The organism is Kribbella sp. NPDC003505 (assembly GCF_040610875.1).
GTDB lineage: Bacteria > Actinomycetota > Actinomycetes > Propionibacteriales > Kribbellaceae > Kribbella.
This window is the reverse complement of sequence record NZ_JBEXNA010000008.1, coordinates 299527-321747: the sequence shown is the minus strand read 5'-3', so window position 1 is coordinate 321747 and position 22221 is coordinate 299527. Positions and strand designations below refer to the sequence as shown.

Below are 22221 nucleotides of genomic sequence, written 5' to 3'. Positions count from 1 at the left end.
GGTCCGGCCGCACACCACACCAGAAGTTGTATTACCTTTCAGTATTTCGTGACCTACACTCCGGTTATGGGTGACTTCGACAGGTATGCCCGGCTCACCGCGCGGCTGGACGCGCCGTACGCGGTGATCGACCTCGCCGCGTTCCGGCGCAACGCCGACGACCTGGTCCGGCGCGCCGCCGGGACGCCGATCCGGATCGCGTCCAAGTCGGTCCGCTGCCGCGCGCTGATCGCGGCCGCGCTCGAGCGGCCCGGCTTCCGCGGCGTGATGAGCTACGCGCTCCCCGAGGCGCTCTGGCTGGCGCGCAACGGTGTCGACGACATCCTGCTCGGTTACCCGACGACGCATCGGGCCGCGCTCCGCGAGCTGTCGGCGGATCCCGGGGCGGCCTCCCGGATCACGCTGATGATCGACTCGCCGGAGCACCTCGGGTACATCAAGGCCGCCGCGACCGGCCCCGCCCGGATCCAGGTCTGCCTCGACGTCGACGCCTCGCTGCGGGTCCTCGGCCGGCACCTCGGCGTCCGGCGGTCCCCGCTGCGCACCCCGGCCGAGGTCGCGGCGCTCGCCCGGACGGTCGCCGCGGACGACACATTCGAGCTGACCGGGGTGATGTTCTACGAGGCGCAGATCGCCGGTCTGCCGGACACGTCGCCGGCGGTCCGCTGGGTCAAGCGCCGGTCGGCCGCCGAGCTGGCCGACCGGCGCGGCGCCGTCGTCGACGCGGTCAAGCAGGTCGCGCCGCTGCGGATCGTCAACAGCGGCGGCACCGGCAGCCTCGAGATCAGCAGCGCCGACCCGGTCGTCACCGAGGTGACCGCGGGCTCCGGCCTCTATGGCCCGACCCTCTTCGACAAGTACGACGTGTTCCAGCCCGAGCACGCGATGGCGTACGCGCTGGACGTCGTTCGTCGCCCCGCGCCGCGGATCGCCACGCTGTTCGGCGGTGGGTACGTCGCGTCCGGACCGGCGAAGAAGTCACGGCTGCCGCTGCCCGCCGCTCCGTCCGGCCTGAAGCTGCTGGGCACCGAAGGCGCGGGCGAGGTGCAGACGCCGGTCCAGGGTCAATCGGCCGATCGGCTGCGTCTCGGAGACAGAGTGTGGATGCGCTACGCGAAGGCGGGCGAGATGCTGGAGCGGTTCGACGTCGTGCAGGCAATCGACGGCGACCAGGTGACCGAGCTGGTCACCTACCGCGGCGAAGGGAAGAACTTCGGATGAGCACCTGGCGGAACTGGGCCGGCACCGAGTCGGCGACCGGGATCGAGACCCTGCGTCCGGGTTCTGTCGACGAGCTCGCGGCGGCGGTCAAGTCCGCGGCCGAGCAGGGTAAGAAGCTCAAGGCGGTCGGCTCCGGGCATTCGTTCACGGGCTGTTCGGTGCCGCAGGAGGTGATGATCCGCCTCGACGGTCTGTCCTCGATCACCCATGCGGACCAGGAGTCCGGCCGGGTGACCGTCGGCGCGGGCACCGGTCTGCGGAAGCTCAACGAGGGTCTCGCGGCCTTCGACCTGGCGATGGCGAACCTCGGCGACATCGACAAGCAGACCGTCTCCGGCGCGATCTCCACCGGCACGCACGGGACCGGCGCCCGGCTCGGCGGCCTGGCCACGCAGATCGCCGCGCTCGACCTGGTCACCGCCGACGGTTCGGTGCTGCACTGCTCGCCCGACGAGAACCCGGACGTGTTCGCCGCGGCCCGGGTGTCGGTCGGCGCGCTCGGTGTGATCAGCTCGCTGACGCTGCAGTGCGTGCCGGCGTTCCTGCTGCGCGCGCAGGAGATGCCGCTGCCGCTCGGCGAGGTCCTGGACGGTTTCGACGAGCTTGCCGACGGCAACGACCATTTCGAGTTCTACTGGTTCCCGCACACCGATATCGCGCTCACCAAGCGGAACAACCGGGTCGGCCCCGGCGTCGGCGCGTCGCCGGTCGGCCGGGTCCGCGGCTGGATCGACGACGAGTTGCTGTCCAACAAGGTCTTCGAGCTGACCAACCGGCTCGCCGTGCGGCGGCCCGGGACGGTGCCGCGGATCAACCGGATCGCCTCCCGCGCGCTGTCCGCCCGCGAGTACGTCGACGCGTCGTACAAGGTGTTCTGTTCCGAGCGCAACGTGATCTTCCGCGAGTCGGAGTACGCCGTGCCGCGTGCGCACGTCGTCGACGTGATCCGCCGGCTGCGCGAGTGGATCGACGCGTCCGGGTCGCGGATCCCGTTCCCGATCGAGGTCCGGGTGGCCGCGCCGGACGACATCTGGCTGTCCACGGCGTCCGGCCGCGCGACGGCGTACGTCGCGATCCACCAGTACCACCGGCTGCCGCACGACCCGTACTTCCGCGCCTTCGAGGACATCGTCGCCGACTACGACGGCCGGCCGCACTGGGGCAAGCTGCACACGCTGACGGCCGCCGAGCTGCGCGGCCGGTACCCGCACTTCGACGACTTCCTCGCCGTCCGCGACCGGCTGGATCCGCAGCGAACGTTCGAGAACCCCTACACCCGCCAGGTCTTCGGCGGCTAGCCTGCGACCATGAGTGAACCGCAACCGCTCGAGCCGGTGACCGAAGACTGGCAGAAGGCGCTCGCTGTCGTCGCCCACCCGGACGACCTGGAATTCGGCGCCGCGGCCGCGATCGCGCGGTGGACCGGGCAGGGCAAGCAGGTCGTCTACTGCCTGCTGACCTCCGGCGAGGCGGGGATCGACGGCGTCGACCCGGCCGAGTGCGGCCCGCTGCGCGAGGCCGAGCAGATCGAGTCGTCCCGGATCGTCGGAGTCTCCGTGGTCGAGTTCCTCGGCCAGCCGGACGGCACCATCGAGTACGGCGTGGCGCTGCGCCGCCTGATCACCGCCGCGATCCGCCGGCACCAGCCGGACATCGTCATCACGAACAACTTCCGCGACACCTGGGACGGCGACGTGCTGCTGAACCAGGCCGACCACATCAGCACCGGCCGGGCCACGCTCGACGCCGTCCGCGACGCCGCGAACCGCTGGATCTTCCCGGACGCCGGCGACAAGTGGGACGGCGTCCGCCAGGTCTGGGCAGCCGGCTCACCGAACTCGCGGCACGGTGTGGACACCACCGGCACGTTCGAGGTCGGCGTCCGGTCGCTGCAGGCGCACAAGGCCTACATCGACGGGCTGAACCGCAGCTTCGACGCCGAGGAGTTCCTCGAAGGCACGTCCCGCCCGGCCGGCACCCAGCTCGGCACGAAGTACGGCGCGCGGTTCGAGGTCTTCACTCCGTGAGGTAGGCGCGCAGGTGCGGCGGCGTCGGCTTCGGGCGGCGTGGCTCGCGGTCGCCGGCGGTGCCCGGGCCCGGCGGGTTGTTCGGCCCGACCCAGGAGCGGACCAGCGCGCGGCCGCCCTTGCGGGTCAGCCGGTGCAGGTCGATCTGCTGGACCTGGGCGGCCCGGATGCCGAGCTGGGCGAGGCTCCGGTTGGCCATCTCGCAGGCCGCGTCGTGCTTGCGCGGCGACATCTTCTGCTGCAGGACGATCGCGACCGTGCCGTCCGGCAGGTCCTCGATCCGCTGGAAACGCAGGCCCTTGTCCAGGGACCACGAGTTCAGCGCGAGGTCGATGTAGGCGGCGTTGGACAGTCGGCGATCAGGCTTCGCGCGCGCAACCACTTCGTATCGGGCCATGCTCCGATCATCCGTCGGCCGGCATCGGAATTCCAGGAATCTGCGATCAGCGAAGTCGGTCGATCGCCGCCGCCACGGCGGCCGGGCTGGAGATCGGCGTGAGGTGGTTGGCGCCCGGGATCACCGTCGGCGCGGGGGCGCCGATGCGGGTCGCGGTCTCGTCCGGGTTCCCGCCGTTGGTGTCCTCGGCGCCGAAAACGACCGCTTTCGGGAGCTTCAGCGCACTGAGCATCGCCAGCCGGTCGGGGGAGACCGCCGGGATACCGTGCGCCGTCATCTGCCAGATCGCCTGCTCCGCGCCGGGCTGCCGGAACGGGCGCGTCCACTGGTCGACATCCATCTCCGGGCAGGCGGGCGAGCAGACGCTGTTGTAGATCCGCTTCAGCAGCCAGCCCTGGTCGAGCACCAGCCGGAACAGCGAGGTCCGGTACGGCGGGACCACCAGCCAGCGCGGCGGCCCGGCCTGACCGCCCGGCAACGGCAGCCCGTCGCCGTCGAGGAACATGATCCCGCCGATCCGGTCCGGCGCCTCGAGCGTCGCCTCGGCCGCGATCCCGGCGCCGAGCGAGTGCCCGACCAGGAGCGGCCGCGGTTCACCCGGCCCGCCGAGGTGCATCGCCTCGAGGAATCCGAGCAGCTGCGCCGCGAGATGCTCGACCGTGTACGGCCCCTTGCGCTCGGAGTATCCGTAGCCGGTGATGTCGTACGCGTACACGCGGTGGTTGGCGGCGAGCAGCGGCACGACCCGTGACCAGGTGTCGACGGACTCCGCCGAACCGTGGACGAGGACGACGGGCGCTCCCGACGTACCCCACGTGTCGTAGCGGGTGTTGATGCCGGCCGCCTGCACGTACTTGAGGCCGGGCGGCGGCGCGGCGGTTCCGTTGGTGGCGAGGTTGTAGCCGAGTGAAGCTGCGGTGACGATCAGCCAGAGCCCGAGAAGTCCCAGGAACCCCCGCCACAGGAACCGTTTCACGGCCCCCAGTCTGACATCTAGAGCTGCAGGATCCGCTGGGACTCGGTCAGCACCGCGGGTGAGGCGAGAGACTGCCAGCGTGGGATCTGCTCCTGGAGGAACGGGCGCAGCTGCACGGCCCGCTCGGCGTCGTGGTCGAGGACGTCGAGCTCGTTGACGATCGTCAGGTCGACGAAGTCGCGGAGCTCCTCGGTGCCGAGCTCCTCCGAGGTGCCGGTGAAGCGGTCCGTCACCGTCCGGTGCTCGGCGAGGTCACGCCACGTGGTCTCCCGGTCGCATGCGCCGTACCGGTAGACGATCAGCTCGGCCTCGGTACCGATCACCGACTCCAGGACCGGGCGCTCGGTCCGCCAGTCGAACAGATGGGTCGGGAAGCCGTCGGTGCCGTACGCGGCGTGGGCCAGGCCGGCCAGCACCAGAGTGTCGGACGCACCCATGGAGCCGAGGCGCTTGGCGACGCGGTGCAGGTGGACATACAGGCTTCCGCCCGCATGGTCGATCTCGTCGGCGCCGCGCACCAGCAGCAGCGAACCCAAGTCCTGGAAAGTGCTCATCTGACCCCTTCTCACCCCGGAGCGGCCAAATCCCGCAGGGCACCCACGGTAAGGGCAATGACCGACCCCCGCCCAGCACTACGGCGTGCCGTTTCAGTCACACCGTGTTCATGTCCGTGTTCATGTCCCGGTTCATGTCCTGTTCGCTGCTCAGGACTCCGCCGGAGGCGATCCCGGAGCGAGCCCTGAAACCGCCCGACAGAGGTTCCGGACGGTGGGGGCCGGCGGGACCATCAGGACATGAGCAACACCGCAGCCCGCTGGACGCTGGTGGCCGTGCTGGCCGCCGTGCTCCTGCTGACCATCACCGTCACCAACGCCTTGGCCGCCGCCGCCGAGGACCGCCCCGCCACGCCGTCCTCCGCAACCGCCGACCACTGACCCACGTGGTTGCCGCAGGCAAGTGTGTCGCGAGCCCGGCGAGAGTCTGTGACGCAGTCTGAAACATCAGAACCCGTCCGCAACCACCTCACACGGTTGCGGACGGGTTCTGCATTTTCTGCCCGTGGTGGTCAGGGAAGGTGACCGACCACGGGGAGTCTTCAGTCGAGGTCGGCGAGGGCCTTGCGGGCTGCTTCCAGCTCGGCCTCGAGGGCGGCCACCTTCGCGGCCTGCTGCGCGCGGGCCTCCTCGATCACCTCGTCGATCGGGGTCGACAGGTCCTCGTGCAGCTCCTTGGCCGCGCGGGACACCGCGGCCGCGGCGACGGCCAGGTCGCGAGCCAGATACGTCGTGCCCTGCTTGAGCTCGGCCCGCCACTCGCCGTCGGCCGTCCCGGTGACGGTCAGCGTGAGCTCGAGGGTCTTGGTCTTCTTGCTCGCGGCCTTCTTCGCCGGCGCCTTCTTCGGCTTCGCGACCTCGGCCGAGGCGGCGTCAGACGCGTCGGCGGTCACCGGCGCCGGAGTTTCGGGCGCCGCGGATTCGGGCGTGGTGGCCGACGAGTTGATCAGGTCGGGAGTGTCGGCGACGTCGGACGGCGTCTCTACTGCCAGAGTGTCTACAGTCATCGTTGCGGCGATCTCCTTCGAAATGGCGCTGTGCGACTATTAGAACACATGTTCGATTCGCACACCAACCAGCCTGACCAGGAAGCGATCGATCTGCGCTTCCAGCGGTGGTAGCTCCACCTCCGGTTCGTTGATCCGGATCGAGACCGCGCCGTGCACGGCCGCGCGGAGATCGAGCGCCACGGCCGCCGCGTCGTCGGGCGGCGCGAGTCCGGCGTCCATGCAGGCCTGGACGGCGGCCTTCGCGCGGACCGTCAGTTCCTCCTTGAAGACCAGGCGCATCCGCCGGTTCAGCGTGCTCTCGTGCAGCACCTTGTAGAGGCCGGCGTAGTCGCGCGTCCAGGCGCCGAGGAAGAGCAGCCGCGCGCGTAGCCGCCGTACCGGATCGTCACCCGCGCTCGTCTCCGCCTCCTCGAGGTCGCGCAAGAGGTCGGCGGTGCACTGTTCGAGGGCGGCGAACACGAGTTCGTCGCGGTCGGCGAAGTGGATGTACACCGAGGTCGCGGCGATCCCGACCTCGCGGGCGACCGCGCGCAGCGAGAGCGCCTCGTCGTCACCGAGCTCGTTCAGCATCCGCAGTGCCGCGTCGATGATCTCGCGGCGCAGCAACTCACCCTGCCCGCGCCGGTTCCGGCTCCGCGTCGTCCCAGCGTCCATACCGCCGATTGTATTGCAACGCACGTTGCCTTACAGTCGTAGCACTACAGCTGTTCACTTAAGGATGACGATGAGCGAACGCAACAAGCAGACCGTCCGCGACTTCTACGAGGCCGGCCTGAACCGGAAGGATTTCCACGCCGCGGCCAAGCTGATCGGCGGTCACTACGTCCAGCACAATCCGCGAATCGCCGACGGCATCGACGGTCTCGAGGCCTTCCTGGCGACCCTGCGAAGGGACTTTCCCGACCTGAAGGCCGAGGTCAAGCAACTCTTCGCCGACGGCGACCACGTCATGGCCCACGTGCACGGAGTGCGGGTGCCGGGGCAGCCGGGGACGGCGATCGTGGACATCTTCCGCCTCGACGAGGAGGGCAGGATCGTCGAGCACTGGGATGTCATGCAGCCGATCCCGGACACGGCGGCGAACTCGAACGGTATGTTCTAGTGGCGACCACGGAGGTGCCGGCCCAGGTCGGTACGAGGCGTTGGTGGGCGTTGGGGGCGGTGGCTGCGGGGCAGTTGATGGTGGGGATCGATCTGACGATCGTGAACATCGCGCTGCCGTCGATGCAGCAGGACCTGGGGCTGTCGGATCCGTCGCGGCAGTGGGTGATCACGCTCTTCGCGTTGGGGTACGGCGGCTTCCTGCTGCTCGGCGGTCGGATGAGCGACCTGATCGGACGGCGGCGGGCACTCCTCGTCGGATTGACCGGCTTCGCGCTGTCCTCGGCGCTTGGTGGAGCGGCTGCCAACGGGGCCATGTTGCTGGCCGGGCGTGGACTGCAAGGCGTTTTCGGTGCGCTGCTGACTCCAGCGGTGCTGGCGACGCTGGCAGCCGCTTTTCCGTCGCCGGCCGAGCGTGGCAAGGCGTTCGGAATCTACGGCGCTGTGATGGGCAGTGCGTCCGGACTGGGTGTCCTGGCCGGTGGTGTGCTGACGGAGTACCTGGACTGGCGCTGGTCCATGTACGTGAACCTCCCGATCGCTGCACTCGCCGCAGCAGGTGTGCTTTACGCCGTACCTGCGGTGCAGCGCGCCAGCGTACGAGTCGACGTACTGGGTGCTCTGCTGGCCACGGTGGGTCTGATGGCACTGGTGTTGGGATTTGCGAGAGCTGAGTCGGACGGCTGGGGCGCAGCCGCGACGTACGCGCCATTGGCCGCCGGCGTGGCACTGCTGGCCGCGTTCTTGGCCGTGCAGGCCCGCGTTAAATCCCCACTCCTGCCGCTGCGGATCGTCACGAACCGCAAGCGTGGCGGCTCGTACCTGGCTGTGTTCAGCCTGGCCATCGGCATGTTCGCCGCGCTGTTCTTCCTGACCTTCTACCTGCAGACGGTCCGCCACTACTCGCCGATCAGGGCCGGACTTGGCTTCCTGCCGCTGACAGTCGGGCTGATGGTCGGAGTGCGCGCTGTGAGCCGGCTGCTGGCCCAGGCGAGCGTCCGCACACTCATCTGCCCCGGACTGCTCACCATCGCAGCAGGTCTCGCCCTGCTCGGCCTCTTGCGCTCAGACAGCAACTACTGGCTGCAGATCATGCCGGTGTTCCTGCTGGTCGGCCTGGGGACCGGATGGGTACTGGTCGCGGCCAACAGCACGGCCACGCTCGGCGCAGGCTCGGACAGCGCGGTCGCGGGCGCCATGGTGATGACGTCGCAGCAGGTCGGTGCATCACTGGGTACGGCGTTGCTCAGCACCGTCGCCGGGACAGTGGCCGCCCACTCCGACGTCGTCCACGGGTTCAACGTGGCCGGCGTCGGAGCGGCGGGCTTCCTGTGTGTGGCTGCGGTCGCCGTCTACTGGGTGCTCTCGGAGCGGTCGCCGGACCACTCGAGGTGGAAGCTGCCCTCACGGTCGACGCGCTTGTAGGTGTGGGCGCCGAAGAGGTCGCGCAGGCCCTGGATCAGGGCGGCCGGCAGGCGCTCGGCGCGGAGTCCGTCGTAGTACGACAGCGCGGCCGAGAAGCCCGGAGCCGGGACGCCGACGGTCGCCGCGGTCGCCACCACGCGGCGCCACGCCTCCTGCCCGCTTGCGACCGCGTCCCGGAAGTAGTCGTCGACGAGCAGCGACGGCAGGTCCGGGTTCCGGTCGTACGCCTCCTTGATGCGGTCCAGGAACCGCGCCCGGATGATGCAGCCGCCGCGCCAGATCGTCGCCATCGCGCCGAGGTCGATGTTCCAGCCGTACTCGTCGCTGGCGGCGCGGATCGCGTCGAAGCCCTGCGCGTACGCGACGAGCTTCGACGAGTACAGCGCGTGCCGTACGTCGTCGATGAACGCGTCCCGGTCGACGTCCGCCTTCGTCTCCGACGGACCGGGCAGTACGCCGGCGGCAGCCTCCCGCCGTACGACGTCACCCGACAGCGACCGGGCGAACACGGCCTCGGCCATGCCGCTGACCGGGATGCCCAGGTCGAGCGCCGACTGCACCGTCCACCGGCCGGTGCCCTTCTGCTCGGCCTGGTCGAGGATGATGTCGACGAACGCGCCGCCGGTCGTCGGGTCGGTCTGGCTGAGCACCTCGGCGGTGATCTCGATCAGGAACGACTCGAGGTCGCCGGTGTTCCAGTCCCGGAACACGTCCGCGAGCTCCGCGGGGGCCAGGCCGAGGACGTGCCGGAGCAGGTCGTACGCCTCCGCGATCAGCTGCATGTCGGCGTACTCGATGCCGTTGTGCAGCATCTTCACGAAGTGACCGGCACCGTCCGGTCCGACGTGCACGCAGCACGGCTCGCCGTTCACGTGGGCGGAGATCTTGGTGAGCATCGGCTCCAGCGCCGCGTACGACTCCGGGGAGCCGCCCGGCATGATGCTCGGGCCGTTCAGTGCGCCCTCCTCGCCGCCGGAGACGCCGCTGCCGACGAAGTGCAGGCCCTTCTCCTTCAGTGCCGCCTCCCGGCGCCGGGTGTCGACGAAGTGCGCGTTGCCGGCGTCGACGACGATGTCGCCCTCGTCGAGCAGCGGCACCAGCTCGTCGATGACCGCGTCGGTCGGCGCGCCGGCCTTGACCATGATGATCACCTTGCGCGGCTGCTCCAGCGACTCGACGAAGCCCGCGAGGTCCGTCGACGGCACGAACTCGCCCTCGGAGCCGAACTCCGCGACCAGCGCGTCGGTCCGGGCCTGGGAGCGGTTGTGCAGGGCGACGCGGAACCCGTTGCGCGCGAGGTTCCGGGCCAGGTTGCGGCCCATCACCGCGAGGCCTGTTACGCCGATTTGCGCCTTGCCAGAACTCATCGAAATCTCCCGCAGTCTCAAGTTGTGTGCGGGACCAAGTCTCCCGCGAACGGCAACCCCGGTCTGCAGCGGGCTCGGCAACTGGACAGCGGTGAGCCCTTCTCAAAGCGGTGGCAACGATGGTACCCATCTCAGAAATCGATTGCCCCCACGAAGTACGAGTTGTCGGCCGTGCTGACGACGGCGGCCGGCTACGGCACGCGGCAGCGACCGGCTACCTGGTCGGTGTGGATCTGCTCGACCTTAAGCTCACCCCGTGAATCCCTTGGAGCCTCGCCGTACCGCACTGATCCTGATCGACCTGATGCCACGGATCGTCGCGCTGCAGACCGCGCCGCTCGGCGGACCGGTCGTGCTCGAGCGATCCGTGGCGCTGGCCGCGGCGACGCGGTCGGCGGGCGGGCTGGTGGTGAACGTCCGGGTCGAGCGGCCCGGGGTGGACGTGCAGCCCGAGGGCAGCGAGTTCGCGCCCGAGGTCGTGCCGCAGGAGGGCGACCTGGAGGTCGTCAAGCGAACGATCGGCGCCTTCGGGCAGTCGCCGCTCGACGCCGAGCTCCGGTCCCGCGGCATCGCGAACGTGGTGCTGGCCGGTATCGCCACGAACTTCGGCGTCGAGTCGACCGGCAGGGCCGCGTCCGACCTCGGCTACGAGACGTTCTTCGTCACCGACGCGATGACCGGCCTCGACGACCACGCCCACGACTTCGCGGTCTCGTACGTCTTCCCGCGCATCGGCGCCAACTGCACGAGTGAGGAGTACCTGAAGGCGCTGAGCTAACCGAAAAGTGCAGCGTTTTCCCGGGCCCATGCCTGGAGAGTCCGGGGCTGGTGGCCGGTGACTTCGGCGACGGTGCCGTTGACGGTGGTCTCGTCGATGGCGCCGTCGCCGAAGAAGGCTTCGATGGCCTGCGCGTACGGTTCCGGCATCGACGCGAACAGGGCGTCGTGGGTCTCCGTGCGGCTCATCGGGTACGCCGTCAGCGGGCGGCCGAGGGCATCGGCGAGGATTGCGACCTGCTCGACGGGGGTGAGCGCGACCGGCCCGGTGAGCCGCAGTACCTGGCCGTCGTGCCCGCCCTGCAGGGCCCGCACCGCGACGTCGCCGATGTCGCGCGGATGGATCGTCGACACCGCGACGTCGGGGAACTGGACCCGCACCTCGTCACCGGCCCGCAACTGATCCCGCCAGCGCAGCGTGTTCGACATGAACGAGTTCGGCCGCAGGAACGTCCAGGCCAGACCCGACGCCCGCACCGCTTCCTCGGTCGCGTGGTGGTACGCGGCGACCGCGTTCGTCACGTCGCCGTCGAGCGAACTGCTCGACAGGACGACGACTTTCCGGACCCCTGCGTGGACGGCGTTCGCGAGCAGTTCGTCCAGTCGTTCGTAGCCGCTCATCAGGAAGATCCCGGTCACACCGGGCAACGCGTCCAGGAACGTCTCCGGACGGTTGAGGTCGCCGATCACCGGCTCGATCCCGCCCGGCAGCCGCCGCTCCGACCGAATCAGCGCCCGCCCCGGAATCCCCTGTTCCGCCAGCGCCCCGACCACCGCACCACCGGCGTTCCCGGTCGCCCCGGTCACCAGAACGGTCATGATCCCCACCCTCTCGCCTCGACCCGCACAGCCTGCCACGCGCGCAGGGCCGCGCGCAGACAGATCCCGGGGTCGCCCGCGTGGTAGACGCGCTCGTCAGGCTCGATGTTGTCGAGGAACCGCTGGTAGGTCAGCGCGTAGGTGAGCGGGCTCAGCACGCTCATCGGCCGCAGCGCACGCAGCGGCTCGGACCCCGGCACCTCGCGCCGCCAGGCCTGTGCCCAGATCTCAGCGGGGTGCAAACGGCGCTCCTCGGGCAGGAAGTCCTGCAGCCGCTTGATGTCGATCGCTGGGTGGCCGACGAAGGCGTCGGCCCAGTCGACGATCCTGCGGGTCGATCCGTCCGAGCGCCAGTTGCCCGGGTGGAAGTCGCCGTGGACGAGCGTGATCGGCAGTCCGGCCGAGTCGAGTTCGTCGACGACGTCGGGGAGCCCAGCGATCAGCCGATCGAGGTCGGCCACCTCGTTCGCAGTGAGGTCGACGCGGGGCAGGAGCCGGGTGACGTCGGCGACGAGGTCGTGCGGCAACACACTCGGCGCCGCGAGCTCGTCGGCCTCGGCCGCCAGGGCGGCTTGTACGGCCACCCAGCGACAGACGACGTGGTCGATGGTGTCCCGGTCCGGTTCCCAGCAGTCGATGCCCGGAGCGTGGGCCAGGAGCGACCATCGGTTGTCCGGCGACTGACCGAGTACAGCCGGTACGAGCGTCGCGTCGTACCGGCTGACGTGCTGGATGATGTCCGCGTCGACACCGCAGAACCGGCCGGTCGCCTTCGCCCACGCACCTGGAAAGCGGATCAGGCACGACAGGTTCCACGTCTTCACCTGGACGGCGTCGCGCGGTCCGAGGATGCCTCGGGCCCACTCGATCAGCCGGCTCGGTCCGTCCACCTCGGCCCACGTCGACCGCAGCGGATGCGCCGCGACGATCGACTCCCACGCGGGCAGCGGCGTGGTGTCGAGTACGTCCGGCCGCGGCTCCTCCAGCGCCTGCACGTGGTAGACGACCCGGCCGCCACGCCCGATCACGGCCTCGTCCGCGTGCACCAGCCGCAGGACCAGCGTCCGTACGCCGAGCAGGGCGTCGAGGTGCCGGGTGATCGCCTCGACCTCGGCCCACCACGCCGGCTCGACCTCGAACGCGGGCGCCCGGCCGACGTAGCGGCCGCCGACGCTGACCAACGCTTCCACGGTCCTGATCTCCATTCGCCTACTCTCGCCTGATCCGGTGCCACGTGCGAGCGCCGGACTTCAGGACGACCTCCGTGCCGAGGTCGACGGGTGCCGCCGGATCGTCGGTCCGGACGCCGTTGATCGTCACCGCGCCCTGGCGCAGCAGCCGGCGGAGGTCGGAGTTGCTGTCGCCGGGACGGGCCGCGCGGAGCAGATCGAAGGCCGTGGTGACGTCGTGGGCGACGACCAGCTTGGGCATCCCGGCCGGTTCGGAACGGTCGGAAACGTGTGACGGAAGGCGGCCAGCTCGGAGCGGGCGGCGCCGGCCCCGTGGTACCGGGTGACGATCGCGGCGGCCAGCCGGAGCTTGGCGTCCCGGGCGGCCGGCCCGGTGGCGTCCGCGAGGGCGTCGACCGTCTCCAGGGGCAGCTCGGTGTAGACCCGTGCGTACGCCTCGATCAGCGAGTCCGGGATGCTCATCACCTTCCCGAACTTGTCCCGCGGGCTGTCCGTCAGCCCGATGTAGTTGTCCAGCGACTTCGACTGCTTGGCCCGGCCGTCGATCCCGGGCGTGATCGTGGTCGTGATCACGGCCTGCGGGGGCGCGCCCAGCCGCTGCTGGAAGTGCCGCCCGAGTTGCTCGTTGAACAGCTGGTCCGACCCCACGATCGTCAGGTCGCTGCGCATCGCGAAGCTGTCGTAGCCCTGCAGCACCGGGTACACCAGCTCGTGTACGGCGATCTCGCGCCCGGCCGCGACCCGGGACCGGAACATGTCCCGGGCCATCAACTGCGCGTGCGTGACCTGGGCGAACAGGCCGAGCAGCTCGGCGATCGGCATCGCGTCGTACCACTCGGAGTTCCGCCGTACCTCGAACACCTCCGGGTCGGTCCGCAGCACCAGCGACACCTGCTCGAGGAACGACGCGGCGTTCACCTCGATCTGCGCGGGCGTGAGCACCGGCCGGGTCTCGGAGCGCCCGGTCGGGTCGCCGACGCGGGTGGTGAGGTCGCCGAGCAGGAACACGACCCGATGCCCGAGATCCTGCAGTTGGCGCATCATCCACAGGTTGACCGCGTGCCCGAGATGCAGGTCGGGCGCGGTGCAGTCGACGCCGTACTTGATCCGCAACGGCCGGCCGGACTCCAGCCGGGCTTCCAGATCGTCGAGGCCGACGACGGTGTCGGTGGTACGGCGCAACCGGTCGATGACAGCGTTCACGAGGGTTCCTCTCGGGACGAGGCACCCGTGCACCAGTGCCTCCGGCAAACGGAAAGAGGCAGGAACCGGACGGTTCCTGCCTCGGAGGCTCTGGGTGGAGCGACTGCGGGGACTACCGAAGGCCGGCTCCTCCCAGAGCCGGTCGATAGGTCACGCAGTGCTTGGTCACACTCCCAGGCTAACAGCCGCCGCCGAGCCTCCGGAACCGGATTAGGGCATGTCTGATCATCCAGCGCCTACTGCGGGGCACTCGGCACGGCAGTTCGCCGCACGGGAGCAAAGGCCACGATGCGCCGCATCGAGACCTTCGCTCCCGCACGCCGAGCTACCGCACCGAGCACCTCCTCGCGACGGCGCTGGACTATCAGACATGCCCTAGGCTCGGCCCGTGATCGACGAGCGGGTTGTGCTGGTGGACGAGGGCGGGCGTGCGGTCGGGACCGAGGCGAAGGCGACGGTCCACCACGCGGCGACGCCGCTGCACCTGGCGTTCTCCAGCTATGTGGTCGACCCGGCCGGGCGGGTGCTGCTGACCCAGCGGGCGTTCGGCAAGCCGACCTGGCCGGGCGTCTGGACCAATAGTTGCTGCGGGCACCCACTCCCCGGCGAAAGGCCCGCGCAGGCGGTCCGGCGCCGGCTCGCCGACGAGCTGGGCATCGTCGTGGACGCCGCGGAGCTGGTGCTGCCGGAGTTCCGGTACCGCGCCGAGATGCCGACGGGCGTGGTCGAGAACGAGATCTGCCCGGTGTACCGGGTGTGGTGGAGCGGTGACCCCACGCCGAACCCGGCCGAGGTGGCGGACTACCGATGGGCCGACTGGTCCGAGCTCCGGGACCTCCCGGATCTCTCGCCCTGGTGCCTGCTGCAACTCGACGAGCTCCCGGGATCGCCGCTGGAGTGGCCGATCGCCGACCCGGCGCAGCTACCGCCGGCTGCCCAGATCCAGCTCTAGCAGATCCGCGTGGACGGCGACGGCCGCCATACTCGCGTGCCCTGCGGCGCCGATCGCGAGCAGCGCCGGACTCGCCGTCGTACCGACCGCGTAGATGCCCGGCATGGTCGTCCGCCCGCCCTCGTCGGTCACGACCGCACCGTCGGTGACCTGGCACCCGAGTCGCTCGGCCAGGTCGCTCTGCTGATGCTGCCGGACGACGACGAAAACCCTCCGCGCCGGCAGTTCGGCGTCTGTCAGCGCGACTGAACCGGCCCGCACCTCCGCGACGCGCTCGGTGCGAACCGCGACTCCGGCCCGGTCGAGCTGATCTCGTTGAGCTGCGGTCAGCTCGTCTCCGTCGGTGCACAGCGTCACGTCGTCGCTCCAACGGCTCAACAGGACAGCCCGCGCCACCGAACGCTCAGGCGCTCCGCGCATCCCGAGCTGCACCAACGGCTGATCACGGACCTCCCACCCGTGGCAGTGCGGACACGCGACGACCGACTGCCCCCAGCCGTCGGCGACGCCCGGTACGTCGGGCAGCTCGTCCCGCAACCCGGTCGCCAGCACCACGGCTCGCACGTGTTCACCACCGGCGACGAACCCGTCGTCCACCACGTCGACGTCGTCGACCCGCCCATCGCGGACGGCGACGTCGTACGTCGCGAGCTGCCGTCTCCCCGCCGCGAGCAGCTCATCCGGCGCCGGCTCTTCCGCGCCGAGGAAGTTGTGCACGTGGGACGCCGCGCGGTTCCGCGCCCGCCCGTCGTCGAAGACCACCACCTGCCGCCGGGCCCGTCCCAAGGTCAGTGCGGCCTGGAGTCCCGCCACGCTGCCACCGATCACCGCAACATCCATATGTTCATTATACGAGAGAATTGATCTCATAATATGAAATTCGTTAGCAGGGTGAGATCCCGGTGGAGCCTAATGACCGGGTGATCCGGATCAGGCCCGTCGAGACCGACGCCGACTACGAAGCCTGGCGTCAAGTGCGCCTCGCCGTGCTGCCCGACGAGCGTGCGCCGAGCATCGCCGAGCTCCGGAAGGCCGAGACGCCGCAGCGGCTGTTCTTGGTCGCGGAGCTGGACGGCGAGGTCGCCGCGCACGGCACCTCCGACCGCTCGAACGAGGCGGATCGCGCCTCGGTGATCGCGCGGGTCCGCCCGGAGGCGCGCCGGCGGGGGATCGGAACCGCGGTGCTGCGAGCGCTCACCGAGCACGCGGTGGCGCAGGGCTTCACGATCGCCGGCTGCAGCATCGACGACGACGGCTCGCTCGAGTTCGCGAAGCGTTTCGGCTACACCGAGTACCTCCGCCAGGTCGAGCAGGTCCGCCGGATCGCCGACGAGCCCTGGCCGGCCACGCCGACGGAGTACGACGTCGTGCAGGTCTCGGAGCGCCCCGAGCTGTGGGCCGCGGCGTACGAGCAGGTCGCCGTCCCGACTCTCCCGGATCTCGACACCACGGCCCCGATGGACGTGACGGCCGAGGAGTGGGCGACGGAGTGGATCAACGACCCGGCCGCGATGTTCCTGGCCGTGGCCGGTGACCAGGTGATCGGTGTCGCCGGTCTGATGCTCGACACCGACAAGCCCGAGCGCGCCGAGGTCGCCTACACCGCCGTCGTACCGCAATGGCGCGGCAAGGCCGTGGCGTCGACGCTGAAGCGGTCGAGTATGGCGTGGGCGGCCGAGCACGGCATCACCGAGATCTACACGTGGACGCAGCAGGGCAACGCGAACATGCGGCGGCTGAACGAGCACCTCGGCTTCACCTACCGGACGGTAAGCGTCAACGTGCGGGCGGAGCTACCGCTGAAGTTCCCGGACGAGCTCGGGTCCTGACCAGGAGCGGCGGTCCGTCTCGGCCGCGTGGATGAGCTCCACGAGCCGTTCGTTGACCGGCGCGGTCCGGCCGAGCGACCGCGCGAGGCGGACGACCTCGCCGTTCAGGTAGTCGATCTCGGTCGGCCGTCCGGCTTCGAGGTCCTCCCACATCGACGTCCGGGCGAGCGGATCGACCGCGAGGACCTTGCTCGCCAGCCGCCGGAACAGGAAATCGGGCAGCCGGAGGACAGTGGGGAAGCGGTGCATCGGGATCGCCAGCAGCTGGGCCGGCCGGATCCCGGCGGCGTCGAGGATGCCGAGGGTCTCGGCCTGTGCCGCGGCCAGGCAACGGCGGTACGAGCGCTGCGAGAGCTCGTCGCGCAGCGGGAGGTTCGACAGCGCGTTGATCGGGTTGTTCAGGTTCAGCAGGAGCTTCGCCCATTGCACCGGGAGGATGTCGTCGTGTTGCGTGAGCGGCAGCCCGGCCCGCTCGAACGCGCTCAGGTACGGCGTCAGCGCGGCGTCCCGTTGGACGTCGAGCGCACCCTCGGTGCCTTGGTGGAACACGCCGGCGCCCCGGTTCAGCACGTTGAACGGGACCATGCCGGCGATCACCACCTGCTCGGTCAACCTGGACCGCAGCAGTTCACCGTTCCGGATGCCGTTCTGGAAGCTCACCACGACCGCGCCCGGCTTCAGAACGCCGGCGAGCTCGGCCGCAGCGGCTTCGGTCGCGGCGGACTTCACCGTCACCAGCACCAGATCCGCGCCGGCCGCACCGGACGGCGTCGTCTCGAACCGCACATCCTCGACCCGGAGGTCCGCCCCCAGGTAGTCGGTCAGCCGCAGCCCGTTCGCGGCCAGTTCGGCGGCCGTCCGCGGCCGGCCGACGAACGTCACCGGCGTACCGGCCGCGGCCAGCCGCCCGCCGACGTAGCACCCGATGCCACCCGCACCGTAAACAGCGATCACGCCGACAAGGTACCGAAGGAGTCAGTTCTTCTCGTATCCCTCCGGCGGTTTCGTCGAGACGTGCTGGTGGTCTCCGGGTTCGTAGTGCGCCGCGGTCTCGCCGGACCCGTGGCGCCGCGTGAACTTGGCGAAGCTGAACGCTTCCACTCCGACGGCGTACAGCGTCCAGAGCGCGAAAGCGAGCGAGATCAGAGCGATCGTGAGCAGCGGCAATGCAATGGCTGCACCCATGGTGAGCCTCCAATCCGGCCACAGGCCCGGTACCCGACGACCGGCGCCCGCACACGGGCGGGGGTCCTGTCACCACCACCGTCCGTCCACGGTTCGTCGCCGGGCAGAGGCCGAAGACCTTCCGGCCAGGCCGAAGGTCACGGCAGGCCGGAGGGCAGGAGGCCCGTCCTGACCCGTTCCGGCGGGTCACTACGGATCACACCCCCTGCCCTCCGGGGCCGCCGCCCGGGCGTCAGTGCAGCCGGACGCGCGGGTCCAGTACGGCGTACGCGATGTCCACCAGCAGGTTGGCGATCACCACCGCGGCCGAGGCGAACAGGACGATGCCGATGATCACCGGCAGGTCCTGCTGGTTGATGGCGACGACCGCGGTCTGCCCCAGTCCCGGCAGGCTGAACACGGTCTCGATGACGACCACGCCGCCGATCAGTTGCCCGAGATCGATGCCGAACTGCGTGACCACCGGCGTCAGCGCGCTGCGCAGACCGTGCCGGACGACCACCCGGCTCTCCCGGATCCCCTTCGACCGCGCGGTCCGGATGTAGTCCTCGCCGAGCACGTCCAGCATCGAGCCGCGGGTCAGCCGGGTATACGTTGCCGCCAGCAACAGGGCGAGCGCGACCCAGGGCAGCAGCAGGTGCTGGAACCAGGGCCCGATCCCGCCGGTGATCGGCGAGTACCCGCCCGGCGGGAACCAGCTGAAGCCGCTGAGCGTGAGCCGGAAGTACAGGAAGTACAGCAGCAGCAGACCGAGCAGGAACGACGGGAACGAGTAGAAGAACAACGAGAACAACGTCAGCCCGCGGTCCGCCAGCGATCGCGGATGGGTCGCCGAGATCACCCCGTTGAAGATGCCCAGAGCCAGCCACAGTACGGCGGCTCCGAGCGCCAGTGACACGGTGATCGGCAGCGCCTGTCCGATGATGTGCGTCACCGGCACCTGGTGGTAGTAGTCGTACCCGAGATTGCCCCGCACCGCGTTGCCGAGGAAGTCCAGGTACTGCCTCCAGACCGGCAGGTCGAGACCGAGCCGGTGCTTGATCAGCGCGATCGTCTCCGGCGTGGCCTGCCGGCCCGCGAGCGTCTGCGCCACGTTGCTCGGAGCAACGAAGAACAGACCGAACACCGCGATGCTGATCAGCCACAGGACCAGGATCCCGTGACCGAGGCGGCGAAGCAGGAACATGGCCATGTCAGGTCCGATCTGCGCGGGGGTCGAAGGCGTCCCGGACCCCGTCGCCGAACAGGTTGAAGGCGAGCGTGGTGATCAGCAGCGCCAGACCGGGGAACAGGATGAACCACCAGGCGGTCGTGTAGTAGTTCTGCGACTCGCTGATCATCCCGCCCCAGTCCGCCGTCGGCGGCGGCAGGCCGAGCCCGAGGAACGACAACGTCGCCTGGGTCACGATCACCACCGGGATCAGCAGCGTCGTGTAGACGATCACCGGGGCGATCACGTTCGGCAGGATGTCGACGAACATGATCCGGGTGTCGCCGGCGCCGAGCGAGCGGGCCGCTTCGACGAACTCCCGTTCGCGCAGCGACAGCACCTGGCCGCGGACGATCCGGGCGACCGACGCCCAGCTGAAGCAGCCGATCACCAGCACCGTGACGGTCAGGCTCGGCCCGGTCACCGACACGAGCGCGATCGCGACCAGCAGGAACGGTACGGACAGCACCACGTCGATCAGCCGGGCCAGGATCGTGTCGGTGATCCCGCCGAGGAAGCCCGCCGCCAGTCCGAGCACGACGCCGATGACGACCGTGATGGCGGTCGCGATCACGCCGACGAGCAGCGAGATCCGGGCGCCGTACGCGATCCGCACCAAGATGTCCCGGCCGAGGTCGTCGGTGCCCAGCCAGAACGTGCCGTTCGGCCCGCGCGGCAGGCCGTCCGGGGTCAGCCCGATGTCGCGGTACTGCTCGTTCGGCGGATGCCCGGTCACGGCCGCGAACACCGGCGCGAAGATCGCCATCAGCACGATCAGCACGATCACGGTGAGCGAGATCATCGCCACCTTGTCCTTGCGCAGCCGGCGCATCGCGAGCGCGAACGGGCTTCGCCCCTCGATCACCTGGGGTTCGTCGACGACGTCGACCATCTCGATCGCGGTACTCATCGACGTCCTCGCTTCGCTCCGGGCGCCGATGAGGCACAAAGAGGGCTGTGCTTTCTGATGAGCTCGCTTCGCTCGCTCATGATGCCCTCAGGTCCGGTACGGCGGTGGACAAGTCCTCGCCCACCGTCAACGGGTAGAAGCACGCGGTGCGGTGCTCGGGCCGGTCGTCCAGGACGGGCTCCAGCACCGGCTCCTCGGCCGCACAGTCCAGCCGCGCCTTCGGGCAACGGGTGTGGAACCGGCAGCCCGACGGCGGGTTCGTCGCCGACGGGATGTCGCCGCCGAGGATGATCTGCTCGCGGCTGTCGGCGGTGTCCGGGTCCGCGACCGGCAGGGCCGACAGCAACGCCCTCGTGTACGGATGCCGGGTCTGCCCGAACAGCTCGGTGGTCGGCGCCAGCTCGACGATCTTGCCCAGGTACATGACCGCGATCCGGTCGCTCACGTGCCGGACCACCGACAGGTCGTGCGAGATGAACACGTAGGTGAGGTCGAACTCCTGCTGCAGGTCCGACAGCAGGTTGATGATCTGCGCCTGGATCGACACGTCGAGCGCCGACACCGGCTCGTCGCAGATCACCAGCTTCGGCCGCAGCGCCAGCGCCCGCGCGACGCCGATCCGCTGCCGCTGACCGCCGGAGAACTCGGCCGGGAACCTGTTGTAGTGCTCGGGGTTCAGCCCGACCAGCTCCATCAGTTCCTGGACCTTCTTCTTCCGTTCGTTGCCGGAAGCAATGTTGTGGATGCTGAACGGGTCGCCGATGATCGAGCCGACCCGGTGGCGCGGGTTCAGCGAGCCGTACGGATCCTGGAAGATCACCTGGACGTCGCGGCGCAGCGGCCGCATCGCCTTCCGGGAGAGCTTGGTGATGTCCCTGCCCTCGAACCACACCGAGCCCGACGTCACGTCGTACAGGTGAGCCATGCAGCGGGCCAGCGAGGACTTCCCGCAGCCCGTTTCGCCGACCAGACCGAGGGTCTCGCCCTTGCGCACCTCCAGCGAGACACCGGCGACTGCCTGCACCACCTCCTTGGAGGACGTCGGGAAGTCCTTCCGGACGTCGTCGACCTTCAGCAGTACTTCGTTCATGACGCTACCGCCTCGTTCACGTTGTGGGGGAGCCAGCAGGCGGACTGGTGACGTGGGTCGCCGCCCACGTCGGTCAGCGGCGGCGGCTCCGAGCACTTGTCGAACACGTGCGGGCAGCGGGCCGCGAACGGGCAGCCCTTCGGCAGGCCGATCAGGCTGGGCGGCGCGCCGGCGATCGGCGTCAGCCGGTCCCCGCTGCGCGCGGGCAGCGACGCCAGCAGGCCCTGCGTGTACGGGTGGTGGTTGCGGTAGAAGATGTCCCGGCGCGGCGCGCGTTCCATCACCGCGCCGGCGTACATCACCACCACGTCGTCGGCCATCTCCGCCACCACGCCGAGATCGTGGGTGATCAGGATGATCGCCGTACCGAACTGCTCCTGCAGCCGGCGCATCACGTTCAGCACCTGCGCCTGCACGGTCACGTCCAGCGCCGTGGTCGGCTCGTCGGCGATCAGCAACGCCGGGTCGAGCGCCATCGCCATCGCGATCATCACCCGTTGCCGCATCCCGCCGGAGAACTGGTGCGGGTAGTCGTCGATCCGCTCCGCCGCCCGCGGGATGCCGACCAGGGTGAGCAGTTCGGCGGCCCGTTTCCGGGCCGCCTGCTTGCTGATCTCCAGGTCGTGCGCGCGGATCATCTCCACGATCTGCCAGCCGATCCGGTACTGCGGGTGCAGGCTGGACAGCGGGTCCTGGAAGATCATCCCGATCCGGGCGCCCCGGAGCCGCCGGAGCGTGGCCTGGTCCGCGGTGATCAGGTCGGTGCCGTCGAAGTACGCCGTACCGGACACGGTCGCGCCGCGGGTGAGGCCGGTGATGGTCTGGGTGGCGACGCTCTTGCCGGACCCGGACTCGCCGACCACGGCGAGGGTCTGCCCGGCTTCCACGTCGAACGACAACCCCCGGACGGCACGGACGGTGCCGTCCGGGGTGTCGAAGGAGACCCTGAGGTCCCTTACTTCCAACAAGGCCATGGGG

The 22221-nt window shown here is 69.8% G+C and carries 26 protein-coding genes; 9 read left to right on the top strand and 17 right to left on the bottom strand.

Annotation, left to right across the window (positions count from 1 at the left end; translation table 11 throughout):
• The first annotated feature begins 66 nt into the window (after positions 1 to 66).
• The 3 genes from ABZX12_RS27760 to ABZX12_RS27750 are packed head-to-tail and all read left to right on the top strand — an operon-like array spanning position 67 to position 3248.
• On the top strand, positions 67 to 1221 hold the full coding sequence (locus ABZX12_RS27760; RefSeq protein WP_355697777.1) for an amino acid deaminase/aldolase: 1155 nt from the start codon (positions 67 to 69) through the stop codon (positions 1219 to 1221).
• Positions 1218 to 2519, top strand: a complete 1302-nt coding sequence (locus ABZX12_RS27755) for a D-arabinono-1,4-lactone oxidase (RefSeq protein WP_355697775.1) — start codon at positions 1218 to 1220, stop codon at positions 2517 to 2519. Before ABZX12_RS27760 ends, ABZX12_RS27755 begins: the two co-directional genes overlap by 4 nt.
• Positions 2520 to 2528: 9 nt before the next feature.
• Complete coding sequence (locus ABZX12_RS27750; RefSeq protein ID WP_355697773.1) at positions 2529 to 3248, top strand: PIG-L deacetylase family protein; 720 nt, start codon at positions 2529 to 2531, stop codon at positions 3246 to 3248.
• On the opposite strand, the gene ABZX12_RS27745 is transcribed toward ABZX12_RS27750, so the two are convergent.
• From ABZX12_RS27745 to ABZX12_RS27735, 3 genes are read right to left on the bottom strand one after another with little or no spacing between them, the layout of a single operon-like run.
• Positions 3238 to 3645 carry a hypothetical protein gene (locus ABZX12_RS27745; RefSeq protein WP_355697771.1) on the bottom strand — a complete coding sequence of 136 codons (408 nt, stop codon included), beginning with the start codon at positions 3643 to 3645 and terminating at the stop codon, positions 3238 to 3240. The genes ABZX12_RS27750 and ABZX12_RS27745 overlap by 11 nt on opposite strands.
• 46 nt (positions 3646 to 3691) lie before the next feature.
• On the bottom strand, positions 3692 to 4621 hold the full coding sequence (locus ABZX12_RS27740; protein ID WP_355697769.1) for an alpha/beta hydrolase: 930 nt from the start codon (positions 4619 to 4621) through the stop codon (positions 3692 to 3694).
• A gap of 17 nt (positions 4622 to 4638) precedes the next feature.
• Complete coding sequence (locus ABZX12_RS27735; protein ID WP_355697767.1) at positions 4639 to 5175, bottom strand: DUF6817 domain-containing protein; 537 nt, start codon at positions 5173 to 5175, stop codon at positions 4639 to 4641.
• Positions 5176 to 5415: 240 nt separating this feature from the next.
• On the opposite strand from ABZX12_RS27735, the gene ABZX12_RS27730 reads away from it, so the two are divergent.
• A complete protein-coding gene (locus ABZX12_RS27730; RefSeq protein WP_355697765.1) occupies positions 5416 to 5556 on the top strand; it encodes a hypothetical protein in 141 nt (46 codons plus the stop codon).
• 161 nt (positions 5557 to 5717) lie between these two features.
• On the opposite strand, the gene ABZX12_RS27725 is transcribed toward ABZX12_RS27730, so the two are convergent.
• Entirely contained in the window at positions 5718 to 6182 is a 465-nt protein-coding gene (locus ABZX12_RS27725; RefSeq protein ID WP_355697763.1) for a DUF6319 family protein, read from the bottom strand.
• 39 nt (positions 6183 to 6221) lie between these two features.
• Complete coding sequence (locus tag ABZX12_RS27720) at positions 6222 to 6839, bottom strand: TetR/AcrR family transcriptional regulator (RefSeq protein WP_355697761.1); 618 nt, start codon at positions 6837 to 6839, stop codon at positions 6222 to 6224.
• Between the two features lie 70 nt (positions 6840 to 6909).
• Between ABZX12_RS27720 and ABZX12_RS27715 the strand changes: the two genes are divergently transcribed.
• The gene (locus ABZX12_RS27715; protein ID WP_355697760.1) at positions 6910 to 7287 is read left to right on the top strand and encodes an ester cyclase; all 378 of its coding nucleotides are present in this window, start codon (positions 6910 to 6912) and stop codon (positions 7285 to 7287) included.
• The gene (locus ABZX12_RS27710; RefSeq protein ID WP_355697758.1) at positions 7287 to 8711 is read left to right on the top strand and encodes an MFS transporter; all 1425 of its coding nucleotides are present in this window, start codon (positions 7287 to 7289) and stop codon (positions 8709 to 8711) included. The genes ABZX12_RS27715 and ABZX12_RS27710 overlap by 1 nt, the downstream gene beginning before the upstream one ends.
• Here ABZX12_RS27710 and gndA read toward each other — a convergent pair.
• On the bottom strand, positions 8639 to 10078 hold the full coding sequence (gene gndA, locus ABZX12_RS27705) for an NADP-dependent phosphogluconate dehydrogenase (protein ID WP_355697757.1): 1440 nt from the start codon (positions 10076 to 10078) through the stop codon (positions 8639 to 8641). The two genes, ABZX12_RS27710 and gndA, sit on opposite strands and share 73 nt — an antisense overlap.
• Positions 10079 to 10334: 256 nt before the next feature.
• On the opposite strand from gndA, the gene ABZX12_RS27700 reads away from it, so the two are divergent.
• Positions 10335 to 10856 (top strand): isochorismatase family protein, encoded by a 522-nt coding sequence (locus ABZX12_RS27700; RefSeq protein WP_355697755.1) that lies wholly within the window; start codon positions 10335 to 10337, stop codon positions 10854 to 10856.
• On the opposite strand, the gene ABZX12_RS27695 is transcribed toward ABZX12_RS27700, so the two are convergent.
• From ABZX12_RS27695 to tyrS, 4 genes are read right to left on the bottom strand one after another with little or no spacing between them, the layout of a single operon-like run.
• Positions 10853 to 11674 carry an NAD(P)H-binding protein gene (locus tag ABZX12_RS27695; RefSeq protein WP_355697754.1) on the bottom strand — a complete coding sequence of 274 codons (822 nt, stop codon included), beginning with the start codon at positions 11672 to 11674 and terminating at the stop codon, positions 10853 to 10855. The two genes, ABZX12_RS27700 and ABZX12_RS27695, sit on opposite strands and share 4 nt — an antisense overlap.
• On the bottom strand, positions 11671 to 12879 hold the full coding sequence (locus ABZX12_RS27690) for an aminoglycoside phosphotransferase family protein (RefSeq protein WP_355697752.1): 1209 nt from the start codon (positions 12877 to 12879) through the stop codon (positions 11671 to 11673). Before ABZX12_RS27690 ends, ABZX12_RS27695 begins: the two co-directional genes overlap by 4 nt.
• A 4-nt stretch (positions 12880 to 12883) precedes the next feature.
• Positions 12884 to 13009, bottom strand: coding sequence for a hypothetical protein (locus ABZX12_RS27685; RefSeq protein WP_355697858.1), 126 nt, complete (start codon positions 13007 to 13009; stop codon positions 12884 to 12886).
• Positions 12991 to 14067, bottom strand: a complete 1077-nt coding sequence (gene tyrS, locus ABZX12_RS27680; RefSeq protein WP_355697750.1) for a tyrosine--tRNA ligase — start codon at positions 14065 to 14067, stop codon at positions 12991 to 12993. Before tyrS ends, ABZX12_RS27685 begins: the two co-directional genes overlap by 19 nt.
• Positions 14068 to 14455: 388 nt before the next feature.
• On the opposite strand from tyrS, the gene idi reads away from it, so the two are divergent.
• Positions 14456 to 15019 carry an isopentenyl-diphosphate Delta-isomerase gene (idi, locus tag ABZX12_RS27675; protein ID WP_355697749.1) on the top strand — a complete coding sequence of 188 codons (564 nt, stop codon included), beginning with the start codon at positions 14456 to 14458 and terminating at the stop codon, positions 15017 to 15019.
• Here idi and ABZX12_RS27670 read toward each other — a convergent pair.
• Positions 14990 to 15859, bottom strand: coding sequence for an NAD(P)/FAD-dependent oxidoreductase (locus tag ABZX12_RS27670; RefSeq protein WP_355697747.1), 870 nt, complete (start codon positions 15857 to 15859; stop codon positions 14990 to 14992). The two genes, idi and ABZX12_RS27670, sit on opposite strands and share 30 nt — an antisense overlap.
• Before the next feature lie 62 nt (positions 15860 to 15921).
• Between ABZX12_RS27670 and ABZX12_RS27665 the strand changes: the two genes are divergently transcribed.
• Entirely contained in the window at positions 15922 to 16848 is a 927-nt protein-coding gene (locus ABZX12_RS27665) for a GNAT family N-acetyltransferase (RefSeq protein ID WP_355697745.1), read from the top strand.
• Here ABZX12_RS27665 and ABZX12_RS27660 read toward each other — a convergent pair.
• The 6 genes from ABZX12_RS27660 to ABZX12_RS27635 form a co-directional block, all read right to left on the bottom strand.
• Entirely contained in the window at positions 16813 to 17802 is a 990-nt protein-coding gene (locus ABZX12_RS27660) for a 2-dehydropantoate 2-reductase (RefSeq protein WP_355697743.1), read from the bottom strand. The genes ABZX12_RS27665 and ABZX12_RS27660 overlap by 36 nt on opposite strands.
• Positions 17803 to 17823: 21 nt before the next feature.
• The gene (locus tag ABZX12_RS27655; protein ID WP_355697741.1) at positions 17824 to 18033 is read right to left on the bottom strand and encodes a hypothetical protein; all 210 of its coding nucleotides are present in this window, start codon (positions 18031 to 18033) and stop codon (positions 17824 to 17826) included.
• 232 nt (positions 18034 to 18265) lie between these two features.
• Entirely contained in the window at positions 18266 to 19225 is a 960-nt protein-coding gene (locus tag ABZX12_RS27650; protein WP_355697739.1) for an ABC transporter permease, read from the bottom strand.
• A gap of 1 nt (position 19226) precedes the next feature.
• On the bottom strand, positions 19227 to 20153 hold the full coding sequence (locus tag ABZX12_RS27645) for an ABC transporter permease (RefSeq protein ID WP_355697737.1): 927 nt from the start codon (positions 20151 to 20153) through the stop codon (positions 19227 to 19229).
• A 76-nt stretch (positions 20154 to 20229) separates the two neighbouring features.
• A complete protein-coding gene (locus tag ABZX12_RS27640; protein WP_355697735.1) occupies positions 20230 to 21243 on the bottom strand; it encodes an oligopeptide/dipeptide ABC transporter ATP-binding protein in 1014 nt (337 codons plus the stop codon).
• The gene (locus ABZX12_RS27635) at positions 21240 to 22217 is read right to left on the bottom strand and encodes an ABC transporter ATP-binding protein (RefSeq protein WP_355697734.1); all 978 of its coding nucleotides are present in this window, start codon (positions 22215 to 22217) and stop codon (positions 21240 to 21242) included. Before ABZX12_RS27635 ends, ABZX12_RS27640 begins: the two co-directional genes overlap by 4 nt.
• Positions 22218 to 22221: the final 4 nt, after the last annotated feature.

Excerpts from the sequence above, each read along its gene's own strand:
- ABZX12_RS27720 (WP_355697761.1), bottom strand. The coding sequence starts at position 6,839 with ATGGACGCTGGGACGACGCGGAGCCGGAACCGGCGCGGGCAGGGTGAG.
- ABZX12_RS27635 (WP_355697734.1), bottom strand. The coding sequence starts at position 22,217 with ATGGCCTTGTTGGAAGTAAGGGACCTCAGGGTCTCCTTCGACACCCCG.
- ABZX12_RS27725 (WP_355697763.1), bottom strand. The coding sequence starts at position 6,182 with ATGACTGTAGACACTCTGGCAGTAGAGACGCCGTCCGACGTCGCCGAC.
- ABZX12_RS27760 (WP_355697777.1), top strand. The coding sequence starts at position 67 with ATGGGTGACTTCGACAGGTATGCCCGGCTCACCGCGCGGCTGGACGCG.
- ABZX12_RS27730 (WP_355697765.1), top strand. The coding sequence starts at position 5,416 with ATGAGCAACACCGCAGCCCGCTGGACGCTGGTGGCCGTGCTGGCCGCC.
- ABZX12_RS27690 (WP_355697752.1), bottom strand. The coding sequence starts at position 12,879 with ATGGAGATCAGGACCGTGGAAGCGTTGGTCAGCGTCGGCGGCCGCTAC.
- ABZX12_RS27755 (WP_355697775.1), top strand. The coding sequence starts at position 1,218 with ATGAGCACCTGGCGGAACTGGGCCGGCACCGAGTCGGCGACCGGGATC.
- ABZX12_RS27650 (WP_355697739.1), bottom strand. The coding sequence starts at position 19,225 with ATGGCCATGTTCCTGCTTCGCCGCCTCGGTCACGGGATCCTGGTCCTG.
- ABZX12_RS27670 (WP_355697747.1), bottom strand. The coding sequence starts at position 15,859 with ATGGATGTTGCGGTGATCGGTGGCAGCGTGGCGGGACTCCAGGCCGCA.
- ABZX12_RS27640 (WP_355697735.1), bottom strand. The coding sequence starts at position 21,243 with ATGAACGAAGTACTGCTGAAGGTCGACGACGTCCGGAAGGACTTCCCG.
- ABZX12_RS27735 (WP_355697767.1), bottom strand. The coding sequence starts at position 5,175 with ATGAGCACTTTCCAGGACTTGGGTTCGCTGCTGCTGGTGCGCGGCGCC.
- ABZX12_RS27655 (WP_355697741.1), bottom strand. The coding sequence starts at position 18,033 with ATGGGTGCAGCCATTGCATTGCCGCTGCTCACGATCGCTCTGATCTCG.
- ABZX12_RS27750 (WP_355697773.1), top strand. The coding sequence starts at position 2,529 with ATGAGTGAACCGCAACCGCTCGAGCCGGTGACCGAAGACTGGCAGAAG.
- ABZX12_RS27745 (WP_355697771.1), bottom strand. The coding sequence starts at position 3,645 with ATGGCCCGATACGAAGTGGTTGCGCGCGCGAAGCCTGATCGCCGACTG.
- ABZX12_RS27645 (WP_355697737.1), bottom strand. The coding sequence starts at position 20,153 with ATGAGTACCGCGATCGAGATGGTCGACGTCGTCGACGAACCCCAGGTG.
- ABZX12_RS27715 (WP_355697760.1), top strand. The coding sequence starts at position 6,910 with ATGAGCGAACGCAACAAGCAGACCGTCCGCGACTTCTACGAGGCCGGC.
- ABZX12_RS27695 (WP_355697754.1), bottom strand. The coding sequence starts at position 11,674 with ATGACCGTTCTGGTGACCGGGGCGACCGGGAACGCCGGTGGTGCGGTG.
- gndA (WP_355697757.1), bottom strand. The coding sequence starts at position 10,078 with ATGAGTTCTGGCAAGGCGCAAATCGGCGTAACAGGCCTCGCGGTGATG.